Origin of the sequence: Saccharopolyspora shandongensis, from assembly GCF_900106995.1 — a bacterium.
Classification (GTDB): Bacteria; Actinomycetota; Actinomycetes; order Mycobacteriales; family Pseudonocardiaceae; genus Saccharopolyspora; species Saccharopolyspora shandongensis.
The window spans coordinates 40,512-58,095 of the sequence record NZ_FNOK01000005.1; the positions used below are offsets into that span (position 1 = coordinate 40,512).

Here is a 17,584-nt window from a genome sequence, read left to right on the forward strand (position 1 = left end):
GTGGGGAGTGGCATGCTCGGCGGACGTGCGAATACTGTTCTCCGTCGGGCCCGGTTATGGGCTTATGCTGCCGATCGTCCCGTTGATCTGGGCTGCTCGGATCGCCGGGCACGAAGTGCTGGTCGCCACCACTGCCGAAATGCCCGATGTCGGTGCGCGGGCCGGGCTTCCCGTAGTGGACGTCTTCCCGGAGCACGACGTGTGGGATGCGCTGCTGCGCGGGATCACGTCGGAGGGCGATTCGCCCGAGATCGAGCGGGTGGCCGCTGCCACGGGTTTGTCCGAGGCCTACGAGAAGGTGTCCCAGGCGGGCAATCCGTTCGGGCTGTTCACCCTGACCATGACAGAAGGCACCATCGACGCGGGGCGGGCGTTCGGTGCGGACCTCGTCGTGCACACCACCGATCACGTCGCCGGGCGGTTGGCCGCGGCCGCGCTCGGGGTGCCGGTGCTGGAGGTCGGCAACCGGATTTCCTGGTCGTCGCGCGATGAGAAGTTCCGCAACGGGCGCAACCTCTACGATGATGACGACGTCACCCTTGCCCTGCGGGACAAACTCGGCATTCCCGGCGGTCCGCCGCGGGTGATCGCGCGGATCGATCCGCGCGCGCCCAGCATGGGCGGGCTCGTCGCGGACGAGCCGGATCCGCTGGACGGCATCCCGTGGTGGTCGATGCGGTTCGTGCCGTTCAACGGCGGGGTCGTGGTTCCCGAGTGGGCGTTGCGGCGGCCGGAGCGGCCGCGGGTCGGCGTCACCCTCGGCACCGTGGTGCCGATCATGAGCGGCACCAGCAACCTCTCGGCCGTGATCGAGGCGCTCGGCGGGATGGACGTGGAGGTGGTGCTGGCCGCGGGCAAGGCGGATCTCGCCGATCTCGGGACGCTGCCCGAGAACGTGCGCTCCGCCGGCTTCCTGCCGTTGTCGACGTTCCTGCCGACCGCTTCGCTGATGGTGCACCACGGCGGCTCCGGCACCACGGCCGCGCCGCTGCATTACGGCGTTCCGCAGCTCGTCCTGCCCGCTTTCGCGGACAACCCGATGTCCGCGGAGCGCGTGGTGGCCCGGGGCGTGGGGCTCTCCCACGATCCGGCCACTGTGGACGCCGCCACGGTCCGGGCCATGGCCGAGCGGTTGCTCACCGAGCCCGCGTTCCGCGCGGCGGCGCGCGAGGTGAGCGAGGAGATGGCCACCCAGCCCAGTCCGTCGTCGATCATCGAGCGTGTCGTTCCGCTCGTCGGCGCCTGAGCCCGTCCCGAGGAGCCGAACCCCGCGCCGGGTTCGGCTCCTCGGGTGACGCCGTCGGATATCTGCTGTTCGGGCGGGGTTTCAGGGGACCGTTCGGGGCAATGGCCGGGCGCTGCACCGGGGATTCACCGAAAGTTCCTGCTCCGTGTCATCGACTGGTGTGTTGGGTGTTCGCCGCGCGGAGATACACCTGCGGCATGTCCGAGACGCAGCTGCTGGCCAGCGCCGCACCGAGTGCGGCGGCCGACGCCCACTACTCGCTGCTGGTCGCCAGAGACTCCGATGAAGTGCACGCCGCGCAACGCCTGCGCTACCAGGTGTTCGCCGAGGAGATGGGGGCCACGGTCACCGGTCGCGAGTTCGGCGTCGACCGGGATTCCTTCGACGAGCACTGCGACCACCTGATCGTCCGGGACGACCGTTCCGGCACGGTGGTCGGAACCTACCGGATGCTGCCGCCGGGTCGGGCGAAGGCAGCCGGAATGCTGTATTCGGAAACCGAATTCGACCTCTCCGCGCTCGACGAGCTGCGCCCCTCGCTGGTGGAGACCGGCCGGTCGTGCGTGCACCCTGACCACCGCAACGGCGCCGTCGTCAGCCTCGTGTGGACGGGGATCGCGCGGTACATGCTGTTGCACGGCCACACGATGCTCGCCGGCTGCGCGTCGGTGGCGTTGGACGACGGGGGCGTTCAGGCCTCGCACGTCTGGAACGCCGTGTCGGCGAAGCACTACGCGCCAGAGGAACAGCGCGTGCACCCCTACCGGCCTTGGGAGCCCTTCGAGGTCACCGGGCGCGCGCCGCTGCCGCCGCTGCTCAAGGGTTACCTGCGGCTGGGCGCCCAGGTGTGCGGCCGCCCGGCGCACGATCCGGACTTCGGGGTGGCCGACTACTTCGTGCTCCTGGACCTCAAGCGCGCCGACCAGCGCTACATGCGGTTCTTCCTGGGCGAATCGGCATGAGCCAGTGGATGCCCACCTCGCCGTGCGGGCCGGGTTGCCTTCCGCCGCGGGACAAGCAGGCGGAAGTCGGGCTGCCCCGGGTGATGCTGCGGCTGGGCGGGACCGCCGGGCTGCTGCTGGTCGGGTGCTTCCTCGTGCTGGCGCTGTCGGTGTTGCGGGCGGCGTGGCGCGATCGGGCGCTGGCGTTGTGGTTCCGGATGTTGTTGCGCACCTTGGGGATCGACCTCGTGTTCGGGGACCGGATCCCGCCGGGCGGTGCGCTGGTCGTCAGCAACCACGTCTCCTGGCTGGACGTCGTCGCGCTCCAGGCGCTTCGCCCGATGCGGATGCTGGCCAAGGTCGAGGTCCGGTCGTGGCCGTTCCTGGGGCCGCTCGCCGGTCGGATGGGCACCGTGTACATCGATCGCGACCGGCTCTCGGCGTTGCCCGGCGCGGTTCGGACCATCGCCGACGAGTTGCGCGCCGGGGCCGTGATCGGTGCCTTCCCGGAAGGGACGACCTGGTGCGGGCGGGCGTCCGGGCGGTTCCGGCCCGCCGTCTTCCAGGCCGCCATCGACGCGGGCGTGCGGATGCAGCCGGTTGCGCTGCGGTTCCGGACCGTCGCCGGGGAACCGACCAGCGCTGCGGCGTTCCTGGGCGATGCCACGCTGGTCGATTCGGTCCTCGCGGTGGCGAGGATGCGGGACCTGGTCGTGGAGCTGGTGGTGCTGCCCGAGCTGGTCGGCACCGACCGCCGCGAACTGGCCAGGCAGGCGCAGGACGCGATCGCCGCGGCCACCGGTTCCGCGCCGGGCCACCAGACGCCCGCGGAGCACCGCGTCGCCCAGCGCATCGCCGCCTGACCGCCCCGTGCGTGCTTTCGGGCGTCATGACACCCGAAAGCACGCACGGGCCTGGATTCGTTTACGCAGAACGAGTGTGGAAATCGCCGGTTTGGCGACAAGAGCTGGACCTCGACCGGGGTGCAGGTTGCAGGCTGGTCGGGTGGCCACTGTCGAGAAGTCCCCGAGCGCCCTGTGGAATCCCCAACGACGGACCTTCACCGCCGGACTGATTCTGGTCATCACCCTCGTCGCATTCGAGGCCATGGGGTTGGGCACCGCGTTGCCCACGATCGTCGCCGAGCTCGATGCGCAGCACTGGTATTCCTGGCCGTTCACCGTCTTCCTGGCGGCCGCCGCCATCGGCACGGTGATCGGCGGGAGGCTGTCGGACCAGCGCGGGCCCGCGCTTCCGCTGCTGCTCGCCCTGCCGACGTTCGCGGTCGGGCTGGTCGTCGCCGCCGCTGCGCCGAACATCCTGGTCCTGCTCGTCGCGCGGGTGCTGCAGGGCCTCGGCGGCGGGGTGCAGATCGTCGCGCTCTACGTGATGATCGGCAGGGTCTTCCCCGAGGAGGACCGGCCCGCGGCGTTCGGCGCGCTGTCGTCGGCGTGGGTGGTGCCCGCGCTGGTGGGGCCGTTGATCGCGGGATTGCTCACCGAACAAGCGAGCTGGCGCTGGGTGTTCCTCGGCCTCGCTCCGCTGGTGTGCATCGGCACGCTGATGCTGATCCCGACGGTGCGGCGCTTCGGCGCCCGCTCGGGCGAACCGTCGCCGCAGCGGCGCGGGCTGCCGCTCGCGGCGGTGGGTGCCGCGACCGGGGTGGTGGCGTTGAACTTCGCCGCGCAGAACCCCTCGCTGCCGTCGTTGTTCGTTGGCCTGGCCGGGATCGTGGTGATAGCGCCGTCGATCCGCCTGCTGCTCCCCAAGGGCACGCTCCTCGCGCGGCCCGGGCTTCCGGTGATGGTGCTCGCGCGCGGGTTCCTCGCCGGGTTGTTCTTCACCGCGCAGGCGTTCGTGCCGCTGGCGCTGTCGGCGGTGCACCACTATTCGCCGACCACCGCGGGTATGCCGCTGACCGTCGGTTCGATCGGCTGGACCGTCGGCGCCCTGTGGCAGAGCAGGCAGCGCCACCTGCGCCGGGAGTACGTGGTCGCGACCGGATTCCTGCTGGTCGGCTTCGGGATCGCCGGGCTGGCGCTGACCTTGCCTGCGTGGGGGCCGCACTGGCTGCTGTTCGCCTTCTGGTTCGTCGCCGGTGGGGGCATGGGCATCGCGGTGGCCAGCACCGCCGTGCGGGTGCTCGCGCTGTCTCCGGAGGGCGAGCGCGGGTTCAACTCGGCCGCGCTGCAGATCTCCGACATGCTGGGGCAGGCTTCGCTGGTGGGCCTCGGTGGTGTCGTGGTCGGTGCGCTGGCCACCGCGACCGCGCCGACCTGGGGCGTCGTGCCGCTGGATCTGGTGCTGGTGGTGGGCGCCGTGCTGGGGGCCCTGCTGCTCGTCCGTTCGGCCCGCGACCAAACGTCCTGACCTGCGCCTTCCGCCGGACCGCGAGGTGGGCTCGGGTTCGCCCTGCATTACCCTGGACAGCGCGATGACTTACCTCGACCACGCAGCCACGACACCGATGCGGCCTGGGGCGGTCGCAGCGATGAGCGAGGCGTTGACCAGGATCGGCAACGCCTCGTCCCTGCACACCTCGGGTCGCCGGGCGCGCCGTGCGGTGGAGGAGTCGCGCGAGGACATCGCCGACGCGCTGGGCGCGCGGCCGTCGGAGGTGCTGTTCACCGCGGGCGGCACCGAGAGCGACAACCTGGCGGTCAAGGGGATCTTCTGGGCGCGGCGGGCCGCGGACCCGGCCCGGCGGCGCGTGCTGGCCTCGACCGTTGAGCACCACGCGGTGCTGGACGCCGTCGAATGGCTGGCCGAGCACGAGGGCGCCGAGGTGACCTGGCTGGCGGCCGACTCGCACGGCCGGGTGCGCCCGGAGGCGTTCGAGGCGGCCCTCGCCGAGAACCCGGACGACGTGGCCGTGGCCACCGTCATGTGGGCCAACAACGAGGTCGGCACCGTCAACGAGATCGCGCAGCTGGCCGCGATCGCCGATCGATACGGGGTGCCGCTGCACACCGATGCCGTGCAGGCCGTCGAGACGCTGCCGGTGGACTTCACCGCCTCCGGTGTGGCGGCGCTGACCATGACCGGGCACAAGGTCGGCGGACCGTACGGCGTCGGCGTGCTGCTGCTGTCGCGGGACGTCAAGTGCACCCCGGTGCTGCACGGCGGCGGCCAGGAGCGCGAGGTGCGGTCCGGCACCCTGGACACGCCCGGCGTGCTGGGCTTGGCGTCGGCCGTGCGCGAGGCGGTCGACGCGCGCGAATCGCATGCGCCGCAGCTGATCAAGCTGCGCGACGAGCTGGTCGCCGGAGTGCGCGCCGTGGTGCCGGACGTGGTGCTCAACGGCGATCCGGGGCACGACGTCGTGGGCGGCGGGCCGTCGCGGCTGCCCGGCAACGCGCACTTCACGTTCCCCGGCTGCGAAGGCGACAGCCTGCTGATGTTGCTGGACGCCAAGGGGATCGAGTGCTCCACCGGCTCCGCCTGCACCGCGGGGGTCTCGGAGCCCAGCCACGTGCTGCTGGCGATGGGGGCGGACCCGAAGGCCGCGCGCGGGTCGCTGCGCTTCTCGCTGGGGCACACCTCGACCGCGGCCGATGTACAGGCACTCACCGAGGCCATCGGGCCGGTGGTGCAACGAGCGCGTAGCGCCGGTCTGGCCGGGTTGCGCCGATCTTCGGCGGGGCCGACGAGCACCGCCACGGAGGTGTGAGGCGTGCGAGTACTGGCAGCCATGAGCGGCGGCGTGGATTCCGCCGTCGCCGCCGCCCGGGCGGTCGCCGCGGGCCACGACGTGGTCGGCGTGCACCTTGCGCTGTCGGCGAAGCCCGGCACGCTGCGCACCGGCGCCCGCGGGTGCTGCACCATCGAGGACTCCCGGGACGCGCGCCGCGCCGCGGACCTGCTGGGCATCCCGTTCTACGTGTGGGACTTCGCGGAGCGGTTCACCGAGGAGGTCATCGAGACCTTCGTCGGCGAGTACGCCGCGGGCCGCACCCCGAACCCGTGCCTGACCTGCAACGAGAAGATCAAGTTCGAGGCGTTGCTGGACAAGGCGATGGCGCTGGGCTTCGACGCGGTCTGCACCGGCCACTACGCCCGGCTGTCCATCGTGGACGGCGCGCCGGAGCTGCGGCGCAGCCGGGACGACGGCAAGGACCAGTCCTACGTGCTGGCCTCGCTGACCGCCGAGCAGCTGCGGCACTCGATGTTCCCGCTCGGCGACTCGCTGAAGTCCGAGGTGCGGGTGGAGGCCGCGGAGCAGGACCTGGCGGTGGCCAAGAAGCCGGACAGCCACGACATCTGCTTCATCCCGGACGGCGACACCAAGAAGTTCCTGGAGAACAAGCTCGGCCAGGCGCCGGGCAAGCTGGTCGACGCCGAGACCGGCGCGGTGCTCGGCGAGCACACCGGGGTGCACGGGTTCACGGTGGGCCAGCGCAAGGGGCTCGGCATCGACGCGCCGGCCGCGGACGGCCGGCCGCGCTACGTGCTTTCCCTGGAGCCGGTGTCGGGCACCGTCAAGGTGGGCTCGGCGGACCAGCTGTCGGTCACCGAGATCGACGCGAAGCGGCCGATCTGGCCGTCCGAGCGGCCGCTGGACGGGCCCACGGAGTGCGTGATCCAGGTGCGCGCCCACGGCGGCACGGCCGAGGCGGTGGCCGAGGCCGACGAGGACGGCATCCGCGTCCAGCTCCGCCAGCCGCTGCGCGGCGTGGCGCCGGGGCAGGCGATCGTCCTGTACCGCCCGGACGCGGCGGGCGACCTCGTCCTCGGCAGCGCCATCATCTCCGCCACCCGCTGACGCGGAACGTCCCGGTGAGAACCGGGACGTTCGCTCACGAGGTGGCGAGCGCGGCGATGTGGCCCGGCTGTTCGTCGACGCTCAGGTGCCCGGCGGACGGGATCACGCCGAGCTCCAGCCCAAGTGAGCGCTGGACCGCGGGAGCCAGTGCGCGAGCCGGGAAGTACCTGTCGTGCGCCCCGGAGACGACCACGCGGTCCACGCGACGATCCGCCACCACGGCGCGGCCGGGATCCAAGCTCGACCGGACGTGGCGGGCGATCAGCGTCATCCAGTCGACCAGTTCCCGGCGCGGGCGGTTTTCCGGCGCGTGCATGGTTTCGAGGAGGCGCGCGCTGGCCGCCGGGCTGCGGCGGAGGAGCCACGACGTGGCCGGAACGAGGATGCCGGGCCCGGTTCGCGCCCGCACCAGGCCGCCGGGCGACACGAGAACCTGCCGGACGACCAGGGGCGAGCTGCTGGACAGCGCGATCGCCGCGCCCAGGGAGTGGCCGACGAGCACGGCCGGGCCTTCGGCGGTCTGGGCGATCACGTCGGTCAGCCATCGTCCGTACCAGGCCAGGCGTTCTCCTGCGGGGACTCGCATCGGGCTGCTGAGGCCGGGCTGGCCGGGAACGTCCGGCAGCACCACCCGGGACTGCGGGGCCAGGGCGGTGGCCAGCGGCAGGCAGCCGGCCGCGTTGAAGTTCGTCCCGGGCACGAACACCACGGTTCGCGGACCCGCGCCGGCCACGACCGCGTGGGTGGCGACGCCGTTGGCGATGATCGTCAGGCGTTGGTGCGGTACCGGCCATGCGTCGAGCCGTTCGGTGCACCACCGCGCAACGGCTTCTCGTCCACGGGCGCTTCGGTAGATGTCGCTGTTCACGAGGTCGGTGCGTAGTCGCGGAGGTCGATCGCGTTGGCGGCGTTCCGGATTCCCTTGGACAGGCCGTTCAGCTGCGGGAAGTGGCTCATCAGGCGGAACATCTGGTTGCGCAGCCACAGGCCGGTGGCCGTCTTCGGGATCAGCGCCTTCGCGCCTTCCGTCGCCGTGTTCTGGTTCTGCGTCACGAAGTCGCGCATTTCCGCCTCGTAGCGGCGGAACGCGATCCGGTGGTCGCCGTCGGCGGCGAGCAGTTCGCCGGCCAGCACGTAGGCGCCGACCAGCGCGAGGCTGGAGCCCTGGCCGGACAGCGGCGACGGGCAGTAGCCCGCGTCGCCGAGCAGCACCACCCGGCCTCGTGCCCAGTCGTCGAGGCGGATCTGGGAGATCGAGTCGAAGTAGAAGTCCGGTGCCCGGCGGGCCTCTTCGAGCAGCCTGGGCACCTCCCAGCCGCCGGTGAAGGCCTTGTCCAGCAACGTGATCTGGGTTTGCGGGTCGCGGGGGTCGAAGCGCAGTTCCGGCGATGCGAAGCCGAGGATCGCCTTCGCGCCGTCGTCGGTGCGCGCCCGGTACAGCCCAGCCAGCCTGCCCGGCGTGTTGTAGACCTCGGTCCAGCGGTCCAGGCCCAGGAAGTTGTCGACGCTGAAGATCGAGATGTGGTAGCCGAGGTAGCGGCGGAAGCCGGCTTCCGGGCCGAACGCCAGCTGCCGGACGGTGGAGTGCATCCCGTCGGCGCCGACCACGAGGTCGAATTCGCGCGGCGGGTGGCGCTCGAACGTCACGCGGACCGCGTCGGCGCGCTGCTCGATGGCGGTGATGGAGTCGCCCAGCAGGTACTCGGTGTCGTCGGTGCGTTCGTAGAGGATCCGGCTGAGCGTGCCGCGCATGAGTTCGACGTCGCCGTCGTCGCCCATCAGCTCTTCCATTCGCACCTCGACCAGCGGCCGGCGCGCGCTGTCGGCGATGGTCATGCCGCGATTCCCGGTGCGGGCCGCCTGCAGGTCCGCCAGGATGCCCATCCGCTCGGCGACCTCGACCGCCGCTCCGCGGACGTCGATGGCGTAGCCGCCGTGGCGGATCGCGGGTGCCCGTTCCACCACGGTCGGGTTGAAACCGTACTTGTGCAGCCAGAACGCGAGTGCCGGGCCGGCGATGCCGGCGCCGGAGATCAGGATGTCCATGCGCCCCAAGCTAGCGCGCTTACTTACCGGTCGGCAAGTAAATTACCGGGCGGCAAGTTGTAGGATTCGCGGTGAGGAGGACGCCGATGCCGAGGACACGGGTCGACACCCGCGCCGAGATCCGCGTGGTCGCCGCGGAGCTGTTCGCCCGCCAGGGGTTCGAGAAGACCAGCCTGCGGGAGGTCGCCGAGCGGCTCGGCATCACCAAAGCCGCGCTGTACTACCACTTCCCGTCCAAGGCGGACCTGGTGCGCGGCATCGTCCAGCCGTTCGTCGACGAGGTCGAGGACCTGCTGGCCGACCGCGAGGCGGCCGCCGACGTCGACGCGCGGCAGTTCCTCGCCGACTACTTCGACGTGGTCCTGCGGTACCGGCAGGTGTTCGAGATGGTCCTGCGGGACGTTTCGGCGCTGGCGCAGCTCGACCTGATGCGGCAGATGCTCGCCTGGCGCGAACGGACCTACGCCCTGCTGGTCGGTCCCGGCGCGTCGCCGGCCCGGATCGCCCGGGCGACCGTCGCGATCGGTGGCCTGCAGGACTGCGCGACCACCGACGGCCCGGTGGACGAGTTCCGCGACGCCGCGCTGGAAGCGGCCGTCGCCGCGCTGGGCTCCTGATCTTGTCCGTCGCAGTCGCGCTGCGACAGAATGTGCGCATGACTGCACTGCACGTGACGGAGCTGGGCGACGGTGCTCGCGCGGTTTTCGTGCACGGCTCCGGCACCTGGGCCGTGCACGAGGCATTCGGGTTCGGCGCCCAGCTCCCGCTGGCCGAGGAATTCCGCCTGGTGCTGCCGGATCGGCGGGGTTACGGGCGCAGCCCGGACGTCGAGCGCAGCGACTACGCCCAGGACGCCGACGACATCGCGGGACTGCTCGACGGCGGCGCGCACCTGGTCGGGCACTCCTCGGGTGCCGTGGTCGCGATGCTGGCCGCCGCGCGGAATCCGGAGTCGGTGCGCTCCCTGACGCTCATCGAGCCGGCCTGCTTCCAGATCGCCGCCGATGCTCCGCTGGTGGCCGCGGCGCTGGAGCGCAATCGGGACGCCCTCGAGTCGGTGCCGCCCGATCTGTCCGATGAGGACCTGGTTCGGCTCAACTTCGAATCCGTGGGCTTCGAGGCGCCGCCGGTGACTCCGGAGCTCGTGCGGGCGACGCGCAGCGCGCTGCACGAGATCCCGTCCTGGGGCGCGGAAATCCCGGTCGAGCCGCTCGCCGCGGCGGCCTGGCCCGCGCTGGTCGTCAACGGCGGCTGGGACGAGGCCCCGCAGGCGTACCGCGAGCACGGCGGGGAACCGATCATGGAGTGCGCGCGCGTGACGGCGGAGCGCATCGGCGCCGATCGCCTCCAGGTGCCGGGCGCGTCGCACTGGCCGCACAGCCAGCGACCCGCTGCCGTCAACGCCGCGCTGCGCGAGTTGTGGCGTCGCTGACGGTCTAGTGCGGGGCCGGTTTCGCGGTTAGTGTCTGGCATCACGCCGCGAACAGGGAGGCCCTGTGCTCGATCTTCGTGCCAGCACGGTCGCAGACGTCTTGCGGCGCAGCGCCGCGCGAGTCCCGGAGCGCGAGGCGTTGCGATTCGTCGACAGCGCCGGGCAGGAGCGGGCCTGGACCTACGCCGAGCTCGACGCCGCCGTCACCCGCGCCGCCGCCGCGCTGCTGGCCGCCGGGGCGCGCCAAGGCGACCGGATCGCGGCCTACGGCAAGAACTCCGACGCCTACCTGATCGGATTCCTCGCCTGCGCCAGGGCCGGGCTGGTGCACGTGCCGATCAACTACAACCTGACCTCGGGCGAACTCGCCTACCTGCTGGAGCAGTCCGGCAGCAGCACCGCGCTGGTGGACCCGGCCCTCGCGGACCGGCTCGGCGAAATCCGCGCGCAGGCGTCGGTCCTGCGCGTGATCCCGCTGCGGGACAGCCCGGATTCGCTGCTGGCGCAGTGCATCGACGGCCCGGTGCCGGAGCTGGACGTCGCCGTCACCGACGACGCGCTGGTCCAGCTGCTCTACACCTCGGGCACGACCTCGCAGCCCAAGGGCGCGATGATGACGCATCGCGCGCTGCTGCACGAGTACGTGTCCTGCGTGGTGGCGCTGGACTTCCGCGAGGACGACCGGCCGCTGCACGTGATGCCGCTGTACCACTCGGCGCAGATGCACGTGTTCCTGTTGCCGCAGCTGATGATCGGATCCACCAGCCGGTTGGTGGAGACGCCCGATCCGGGCGACGTGCTGCGGCGCATCGAGGACGAGGGGATCAGCGCGTTCTTCGCCGCACCAACGGTTTGGGTGGCGCTGGCCAACCACGCCGACTTCGCCACCCGCGACCTGACGACCCTGCGCAAGGCCTACTACGGCGCCTCGATCATGCCCGGGCCAGTGCTGCAGCGGCTGCGCGAACGGCTGCCGGAGCTCGGTTTCTACAACTGCTTCGGGCAATCCGAGATCGCTCCACTCGCGACGGTGCTGCGGCCCGAGGAACACGACGAGCGGCCGGATTCCGCCGGTCGGCCGGTGCTCTTCGTGGAAGCGAAGGTCGTCGACGAGCAGGGCGACGAGGTCGCACCGGGGGAGCTGGGCGAGATCGTCTACCGCTCGCCGCAGCTGTGCACCGGGTACTGGAACAAGCCCGAGGAGACCGCCGAGGCGTTCCGCGGCGGCTGGTTCCACTCCGGCGACCTCGTCCGGCGAGACTCGGCGGGCTACTGCTTCGTCGTCGACCGGATCAAGGACGTCATCAACACCGGCGGAGTGCTGGTCGCCTCCCGCGAGGTGGAGGACGCGCTGTACACCCACCCGGCGGTGGCCGAGGTGGCGGTGATCGCGGTGCCCGACCCGAAGTGGATCGAGCGCATCGCGGCCGTGGTGGTCACCAAGGCCGACGTGTCGGAGGCGGAGCTGCTGGAACACGCACGCGGCGGCCTGGCCGGTTTCAAGGTGCCGAAGGAGATCCGCTTCGTCGACGACCTGCCGCGCAACAGCTCGGGCAAGCTCCTCAAGCGCGTCCTCCGCGACCACTTCACCGGCTGACCCGGCGCGGTGGCCGGTCGGCCAGGTGCCGGCGGGCCGTCGATAATGGCGGGGTGAGTGACGCAGCTTGGGGCCCCGGGATCGCCACCGCCATCGGCTCGATGCCCGGGTCCGATCCGGTCGAGGTGGCACGCACGGTCGTCGGCGAACTGCCGGGCCTGATGCCCTTCCCAGAGTTGCCGGGGCGTGGGGTCGGCGCCGACATCCTCGGCCGCACCGCCGGCCTGCTGGTCGACCTCGCCGTCGAAGTGGTGCCCTCCGGCTACCGGGTCGCCGCCCGGCCCGGCCGGGACCAGCGCCGCGCCGTCGACCTGCTGCGCTGGGACCTGGACGCCGTCGAGCAGGCGGCGTCCGAAGCGGGCGCGCCGCGCGCGGTGAAGGTGCAGGCTGCGGGCCCGTGGACGCTGTCGGCCGGGATCGAGCTGCACCGCGGGCACCGGGTGCTGACCGACCAGGGCGCGCTGCGCGACTTCGCGGAGTCGCTGACCGAGGGCCTGATCGCGCATGCCGAGCAGGTCGCCGCCCGCACCGGCTCCCGGGTCGTCGTGCAGCTCGACGAGCCCGCCCTGCCCGCGGTGCTGGCCGGGGCGCTGCCCACGCCCTCCGGCTACGGCAAGGTGCCCGCCGTCCCGGAGCCTGACGCGCAGCGCTTGCTGGCCGAGGTGATCGAGAAGCTCGCGGCCGCAACGGAATCGCCCGTGGTCGTGCACTGCTGCGCCGCCCGCCCGCCGGTGGCGTTGCTGCGCCGTGCCGGGGCCGGGGCGATCGCGCTGGACGCGACGAAGCTCGGCGACGTGACCGGTTCCTTCGCCGATGAGCTCGGCGAGGCGTGGGAAGAGGGCACGACCCTGTTCCTCGGCCTGGTCCCGAGCACCCAACCGGCGGGCGAAGCGCGGCTGCGCCAGATCGCCCAGCCGGCCCTCGGCCTGGCCTCCCGCCTCGGCTTCGGCCGCAAGGCGCTGGCCGAGCGCAGCGTCCCGACGCCGACCTGCGGCCTCGCGGGCGCGACACCGGCCTGGTCCCGCCGGGCGATCAGCCTCACCCGGGATCTCGCGAAGCTCTTCGCCGACGAAGCCGAGCAGTAGCGAACCGTCCTCCGCAGCGTGATCGATCGGCTACCGTGAGGAAGATCGAGATGCCTAGCTGCGGAGGTTGGCGAAATGGCCCGCTGGCTGGTCGGTTTCGACCTGTCCGAGGACACCCCGGAGCGCCTGGAGAACCTGACGCAACGGCTGCTCGCCGAGCTGCGTGAGCTGGGCGCGGTCCGGGTGGACCGGGTGCGCGGCCGGGGCCCGGATGGCGCGAAATCCGGGGCGGCGCTGGAAATCGGGCAACTCGTGCTGAGCGGCATCTTCTCCGCGGCCACGGCGGCGGCGTGCGCGAAGGTGCTGGTCGCGCGCTTCGACCAGGCCAAGGCCCGCCGGGTGAGCATCGAAAGGGACGGCGAGAAGGTCGAATTCGACGGCCTGACCGCGAAGGACCAGCACCTGCTGGTCGAAGCCATCGCGGCGAAGCTCCTCGACGAGGACCCCGACGGCGGCGCCTCGGACCAGCGGTAGGCGGCGTGGTGGGCCGCCGGACCGCGTTGCTGATCGCGACCTCGATGTACGGCGACCCGGGGCTGCGCAGGCTTCGCGCGCCTGCGGGGGAAGCCGAGGAGCTGCAACAGGTCCTGCTGTCGCAGGGTGCCTTCGACCAGGTCGAGGTGCTGCGCAACGAGTCCAAGCGCCAGATCGAGCGCGGCATCGAGGAAGCGTTCCAGGAAGCCGGGCCGGACGACCTGGTGCTGCTCTACCTGTCGTGCCACGGGATCAAGAACGACCATGGCCAGCTGCTGTTCGCCGCCTGCAACACCGAGCTGGACCGGATCGAGTCCTCCGCGGTCGGTTCGGTGTTCGTCCAGCACCAGCTGAGCGCTTCCCAGGCCGGGACGAAGGTGGTGCTGCTGGACTGCTGCTACAGCGGAGCCTTCTCGCACGGCCTGGTGCCCAAGTCGGCCGAGGGGATCGACCTGCGCCAGCTGGTCGGCCGGGGCACCTACATCATGACCGCGACCAGCGCGGTCGAGTACGCCTACGAGGGCGACGAGCTCACCTCCAGCGACCCGGTGCCCTCGTCGCTGTTTACCCGCGCGGTGCTGAAGGGCATCCGCACCGGCGCCGCCGACATCGACGGCGACGGCCTGATCACCGGTGACGAGCTCTACAACTACGTGTTCCGCGAGCTCGAAGGGCAGCGGCAGACCCCGTCCCGCGAGACCCGGATGGCCGGCGACTTCTTCATCGCCCGGACCGCCTCGGCGCCTGTTGCGGAATTTCCCCTTCCCTTCCCGGCGAAGTCCGTACCGGCAGCCCTTGGGCCCCTGCTCGTGAAGGCCATCCCGACCATGCCTCCGGCGGGCAGCACACTGAACGTCGTGGTGGGCACCCTCGGTGCCGATGCGGCCCAGGAGCCGTTCATGCTGAGCCTGGCCGAACCCGACAGCCATCTCGCGGTTGTCGGCCCAACGCAGTCAGGCAAGAGCCAGTTCCTGCGAACCCTGCTGCTGAGTCTGGCAGCCGACTCGGAACCCGAGGAAGTCGAGATCATCATCATCGACTCCGAGAGCAGGTTCGGGGCTTTCGGGAAGCTTCCGCACGTCAGTTGGGTTCTCGGGCCTGATGAAAGCACCAAGGTCCGGCAGTTGTTGGACGAGATCGAGCGGAGCATCTCCGCGCGACGCGCGACGTTCAGGCAGCACTCGTTCGATTCGCTGAGCGAATTCCGCGCCGCGCGGCGCAATCGCGATCTGCGAGCAGACGGCCCGCAGCAGGACGTGATCCTGGTGATAGATCGCTGGGAAGCCTTCGCCGCCGAGAACCCGGCACTGGTCAGGCAGGCGGAGAAGATCGCGGACACGGGCGCCAGCTTCGGCGTGCACGTCGTCGTGGCCACGCGTTCGTGGTCGCGGATCTCCGGCGACATGCTGCCCAACCTGCGCGGCAAGGTCGACCTGGCGGCAAGCGCGGGGCCGGATCGGCCAGTGGAGGCGACCACTGCCGCCGGGACCTTCCAAGTTGCCGTCCCGAACTCGTCGACCGGGGCTGAGCCGCGGCACCAGGAGATGGTGTCGATGATCGAAGGCATCGCGCAGCAGAAGCAGCACCGCCACCACGACCGAAAGTTCAATCCGGAACGGATCCTGGGCGTCGGCCCGCCGTTCGACCCGCCGAAGGCTTGGCGCGATGCGAACCATCCCGATTGGCTGCGAGTTCCGATCGGTGTGGACGAGTTCGGCAGGACCGTCCACCTCGACCTGAGATCCGCTGCTTTCGGAGGTGTGGGGCCGCACGGGATGATCGTCGGGCCACCGGGGTCCGGGGCCGTCCAGACCTTGGGGTCGCTGCTGTTCCTGCTGATGCTGGCCCACTCGCCAGCCGACCTGAACGTCGTACTCCTGCAGGCATCGCCGATTTCGAGCCCTGTCGTCCAGGGGCTTTCCGAGATGCCGCACGTGGTCGCGCACATGGCCGTGTCGTACGCGGAGAAGAGCGAACTGGCCAACCGCCTCAGGGACATCCACCGTGAGATAACTCGTCGTCGAAGTCCTGCTTGGGCTGGCCGCGGGACTACGCCCCGACTCGTCGTCGCCATCCAAGACTTCACCGAGGCGCTGGTGCGCGTACCCGAGTTGGTGCCGCAACTGCGCGAAGTCATGGAACTCGGACCGGATGTGGGCGTGCACGTGATCGTGATGGCATCCAGCATCGCGGACACCCGGTTCCTGGAGATAGCGGAACTCTGCCGGTTCTGGATCGTGCATCGAACCGCTGCCGAGCGTGATTCGCTGGAGCTGTTGGGAATCCCGGCGGCCGCCGAGCTGGACGAGGACGAACCTGGACAGGGGTTCTTCAAGGCTGAGGCCAGGCCGCCGATCAAGTTCCGCGCCTGGGCGCCCGGCATGAGGTCCTGGGCCGAGCTGATCGCCCGGGTCAACCGAGCAGTGCCGGTGCGGCCCGCCGAACTGCGCGCACCGCTTGCAGCTCCGATCGCGCTCGGCGATGTGCTGGGCACGTTGGTGCAGGGCGAACGAGGCTTGTCCGCGGTGGCGTTTGAGCGCGCCACCGAAGTTCCCATCGGGCTGGTGGACTCCCCCGAGACCGGCGAAGCGGAGCCGCTGGTGGTGCCGTTCGGCAGCATCGCGATCCAGGGCCGCCCGTTCAGCGGGAAGGCCGATCTCACCCGTGCCGTCATACTCGCCGTAGCCCTGACGCACACCCCCGAGGAGGCGCAGTTCTACTTCATAGGCGCGGGTGGCGGGTACTCCTGCGAAGCCGTGCTGTCCGAGCTGCCACATGTCGTCGGGGTTGCGGCGATCGGAGACGGGGAAATCGCCGCTGCGGTCGTGGACTTCCTGGTCGATCTGCTCAGTGAGCGGAAGGCGCGGCGAGAAGGCGCTCACGTGCGGTCATTCCTCGTGATCGAGCAGTGGCATCAATTGGCGGACGCGTTCGCCGAGCTGGTCCCGAACGTTCGCACGTTGCTGCAGGACGGCTCGGATCACGGTATCCACGTGATCATCTCCGGGGATTGCGAGGGCGATGAGGACCTGGGCTGGGGATTCCAGCACCAGGTTCGGCTGGAACTCGGTGGTGCGGACAGCGGGCGCGGGACCGTGAACGGGAGGGAGTTCCGCGCCGCCTTGCCGCAGCTGGACGCAGATGACCAACTGGACCCGCAGTACGAGAACACCCGCGCTCTGTCGCGACGCATCGCGAGCGCCTGGCCGGGCGAGTCCGTGCAGGACCAGGTCCTGCTCGCGTCGCCGCGCATCACCTATTCGCAGGTCGAGGACCGCGAGAACCCGCATATCTTGCTGGGCCGAGCAGTGGGTATCGGCAGAATGGCCGAGCTCGATCTCGAGGAGCATCCGCACCTGTTGTGCTTGGGGGAGCGGGGCTCCGGCAAGACGAACCTGGTGCGGTTGGTGATCGCCGAGATCAAGCGGCTGCACGCGGCGGACGAGTGCGACATCATCGTGCTGGATCCCAAGCGCGGCCTGCTCGGCGAGGCGGACGGCCCGCAGTTCGGTTACGCCGCGGTGCGCGGGGAGTTCGAGCGCATCCTCGCGGAGACGGCGTTCCGGATCGAGCAACGCCTGTCCCGGCCCCGCAGCGGAGCCGAGCGGCCGCGCGAGGTCTTCCTGATCATCGAGGACTGCGGGCTGATCTCGTCGGACCCGCGATCGGGCCGTCCCGACCCGCTGCAGCGCTACGCGGACCACCTGGTGCGCGGCGGCGAAGTCGGGGTGCACCTGATCGTCAGCCGGAACTCCGTCAACATCGGCGACGCCCTGACCACGCGATTCCTCGGCAAGCTGCGTGCGGCCGGTTGCGCGACGGTGGTGCTCGGCGGCGATCCGCGGGACGGGGAGCTGCTGCCGGGCGTGGCGTCGGTGCCGCGGCCGCCGGGGCGGGGACGCTTCGTCCGCGGACGGAGGAACGACATGATTCAGGTGGCCGAGATGCCGCCGTCCGCCTAGTCCTCAGTGGACGACGGCGACCCGTGCCATGTGCCGGTG

General features: G+C 71.0%; 14 protein-coding genes. 12 read left to right on the plus strand and 2 right to left on the minus strand.

Translation table 11 applies throughout. The annotated features are described in order from the left end of the window. The first annotated feature begins 25 nt into the window (after nucleotides 1–25). The 6 genes from BLW84_RS06750 to mnmA all read left to right on the plus strand — a co-directional run bounded on the left by BLW84_RS06750 (nucleotide 26) and on the right by mnmA (nucleotide 6,949). On the plus strand, nucleotides 26–1,246 hold the full coding sequence (locus tag BLW84_RS06750; protein WP_177226324.1) for a glycosyltransferase: 1,221 nt from the start codon (nucleotides 26–28) through the stop codon (nucleotides 1,244–1,246). Nucleotides 1,247–1,443: 197 nt separating this feature from the next. Further along, a complete protein-coding gene (locus BLW84_RS06755; RefSeq protein ID WP_093262540.1) occupies nucleotides 1,444–2,208 on the plus strand; it encodes a GNAT family N-acetyltransferase in 765 nt (254 codons plus the stop codon). Next, nucleotides 2,205–3,050, plus strand: coding sequence for a lysophospholipid acyltransferase family protein (locus BLW84_RS06760; protein ID WP_177226325.1), 846 nt, complete (start codon nucleotides 2,205–2,207; stop codon nucleotides 3,048–3,050). The genes BLW84_RS06755 and BLW84_RS06760 overlap by 4 nt, the downstream gene beginning before the upstream one ends. Before the next feature lie 142 nt (nucleotides 3,051–3,192). Beyond that, nucleotides 3,193–4,557, plus strand: a complete 1,365-nt coding sequence (locus BLW84_RS06765) for an MFS transporter (RefSeq protein ID WP_093262550.1) — start codon at nucleotides 3,193–3,195, stop codon at nucleotides 4,555–4,557. Between the two features lie 64 nt (nucleotides 4,558–4,621). After that, nucleotides 4,622–5,857: a cysteine desulfurase family protein gene (locus BLW84_RS06770; protein WP_093262551.1), complete on the plus strand. Its 1,236-nt coding sequence runs from the start codon at nucleotides 4,622–4,624 to the stop codon at nucleotides 5,855–5,857. Between the two features lie 3 nt (nucleotides 5,858–5,860). Continuing rightward, nucleotides 5,861–6,949, plus strand: a complete 1,089-nt coding sequence (gene mnmA / locus BLW84_RS06775; protein WP_093262552.1) for a tRNA 2-thiouridine(34) synthase MnmA — start codon at nucleotides 5,861–5,863, stop codon at nucleotides 6,947–6,949. Nucleotides 6,950–6,983: 34 nt separating this feature from the next. Here the strand turns inward: mnmA and BLW84_RS06780 are convergent, their stop codons facing one another. Together BLW84_RS06780 and BLW84_RS06785 are read right to left on the minus strand one after the other, a co-directional pair. Further along, complete coding sequence (locus BLW84_RS06780) at nucleotides 6,984–7,817, minus strand: alpha/beta fold hydrolase (RefSeq protein WP_245760990.1); 834 nt, start codon at nucleotides 7,815–7,817, stop codon at nucleotides 6,984–6,986. After that, nucleotides 7,814–8,995, minus strand: a complete 1,182-nt coding sequence (locus tag BLW84_RS06785) for an FAD-dependent monooxygenase (RefSeq protein WP_093262553.1) — start codon at nucleotides 8,993–8,995, stop codon at nucleotides 7,814–7,816. The genes BLW84_RS06780 and BLW84_RS06785 overlap by 4 nt, the downstream gene beginning before the upstream one ends. Nucleotides 8,996–9,081: 86 nt before the next feature. Between BLW84_RS06785 and BLW84_RS06790 the strand changes: the two genes are divergently transcribed. The 6 genes from BLW84_RS06790 to BLW84_RS06815 all read left to right on the plus strand — a co-directional run bounded on the left by BLW84_RS06790 (nucleotide 9,082) and on the right by BLW84_RS06815 (nucleotide 17,545). Then, nucleotides 9,082–9,612, plus strand: coding sequence for a TetR/AcrR family transcriptional regulator (locus BLW84_RS06790; protein ID WP_093262558.1), 531 nt, complete (start codon nucleotides 9,082–9,084; stop codon nucleotides 9,610–9,612). A gap of 38 nt (nucleotides 9,613–9,650) precedes the next feature. Further along, nucleotides 9,651–10,427 (plus strand): alpha/beta fold hydrolase, encoded by a 777-nt coding sequence (locus tag BLW84_RS06795; protein WP_093263046.1) that lies wholly within the window; start codon nucleotides 9,651–9,653, stop codon nucleotides 10,425–10,427. A gap of 64 nt (nucleotides 10,428–10,491) precedes the next feature. After that, the gene (locus BLW84_RS06800; RefSeq protein WP_093262559.1) at nucleotides 10,492–12,024 is read left to right on the plus strand and encodes a fatty acyl-CoA synthetase; all 1,533 of its coding nucleotides are present in this window, start codon (nucleotides 10,492–10,494) and stop codon (nucleotides 12,022–12,024) included. A 53-nt stretch (nucleotides 12,025–12,077) separates the two neighbouring features. Beyond that, nucleotides 12,078–13,109, plus strand: coding sequence for a methionine synthase (locus BLW84_RS06805; protein WP_093262560.1), 1,032 nt, complete (start codon nucleotides 12,078–12,080; stop codon nucleotides 13,107–13,109). A gap of 75 nt (nucleotides 13,110–13,184) precedes the next feature. Continuing rightward, nucleotides 13,185–13,583 (plus strand): effector-associated constant component EACC1, encoded by a 399-nt coding sequence (locus BLW84_RS06810; RefSeq protein WP_093262561.1) that lies wholly within the window; start codon nucleotides 13,185–13,187, stop codon nucleotides 13,581–13,583. A gap of 8 nt (nucleotides 13,584–13,591) precedes the next feature. Then, on the plus strand, nucleotides 13,592–17,545 hold the full coding sequence (locus tag BLW84_RS06815) for a caspase, EACC1-associated type (RefSeq protein ID WP_143060878.1): 3,954 nt from the start codon (nucleotides 13,592–13,594) through the stop codon (nucleotides 17,543–17,545). The last annotated feature ends 39 nt before the right edge of the window (nucleotides 17,546–17,584 follow it).

What these genes read in the sequence shown, in the direction of transcription:
- BLW84_RS06755 (WP_093262540.1), top strand. Translation starts at nt 1,444, where the DNA reads ATGTCCGAGACGCAGCTGCTGGCCAGCGCCGCACCGAGTGCGGCGGCC.
- BLW84_RS06760 (WP_177226325.1), top strand. Translation starts at nt 2,205, where the DNA reads ATGAGCCAGTGGATGCCCACCTCGCCGTGCGGGCCGGGTTGCCTTCCG.
- BLW84_RS06770 (WP_093262551.1), top strand. Translation starts at nt 4,622, where the DNA reads ATGACTTACCTCGACCACGCAGCCACGACACCGATGCGGCCTGGGGCG.
- BLW84_RS06785 (WP_093262553.1), bottom strand. Translation starts at nt 8,995, where the DNA reads ATGGACATCCTGATCTCCGGCGCCGGCATCGCCGGCCCGGCACTCGCG.
- BLW84_RS06790 (WP_093262558.1), top strand. Translation starts at nt 9,082, where the DNA reads ATGCCGAGGACACGGGTCGACACCCGCGCCGAGATCCGCGTGGTCGCC.
- BLW84_RS06795 (WP_093263046.1), top strand. Translation starts at nt 9,651, where the DNA reads ATGACTGCACTGCACGTGACGGAGCTGGGCGACGGTGCTCGCGCGGTT.
- BLW84_RS06810 (WP_093262561.1), top strand. Translation starts at nt 13,185, where the DNA reads ATGGCCCGCTGGCTGGTCGGTTTCGACCTGTCCGAGGACACCCCGGAG.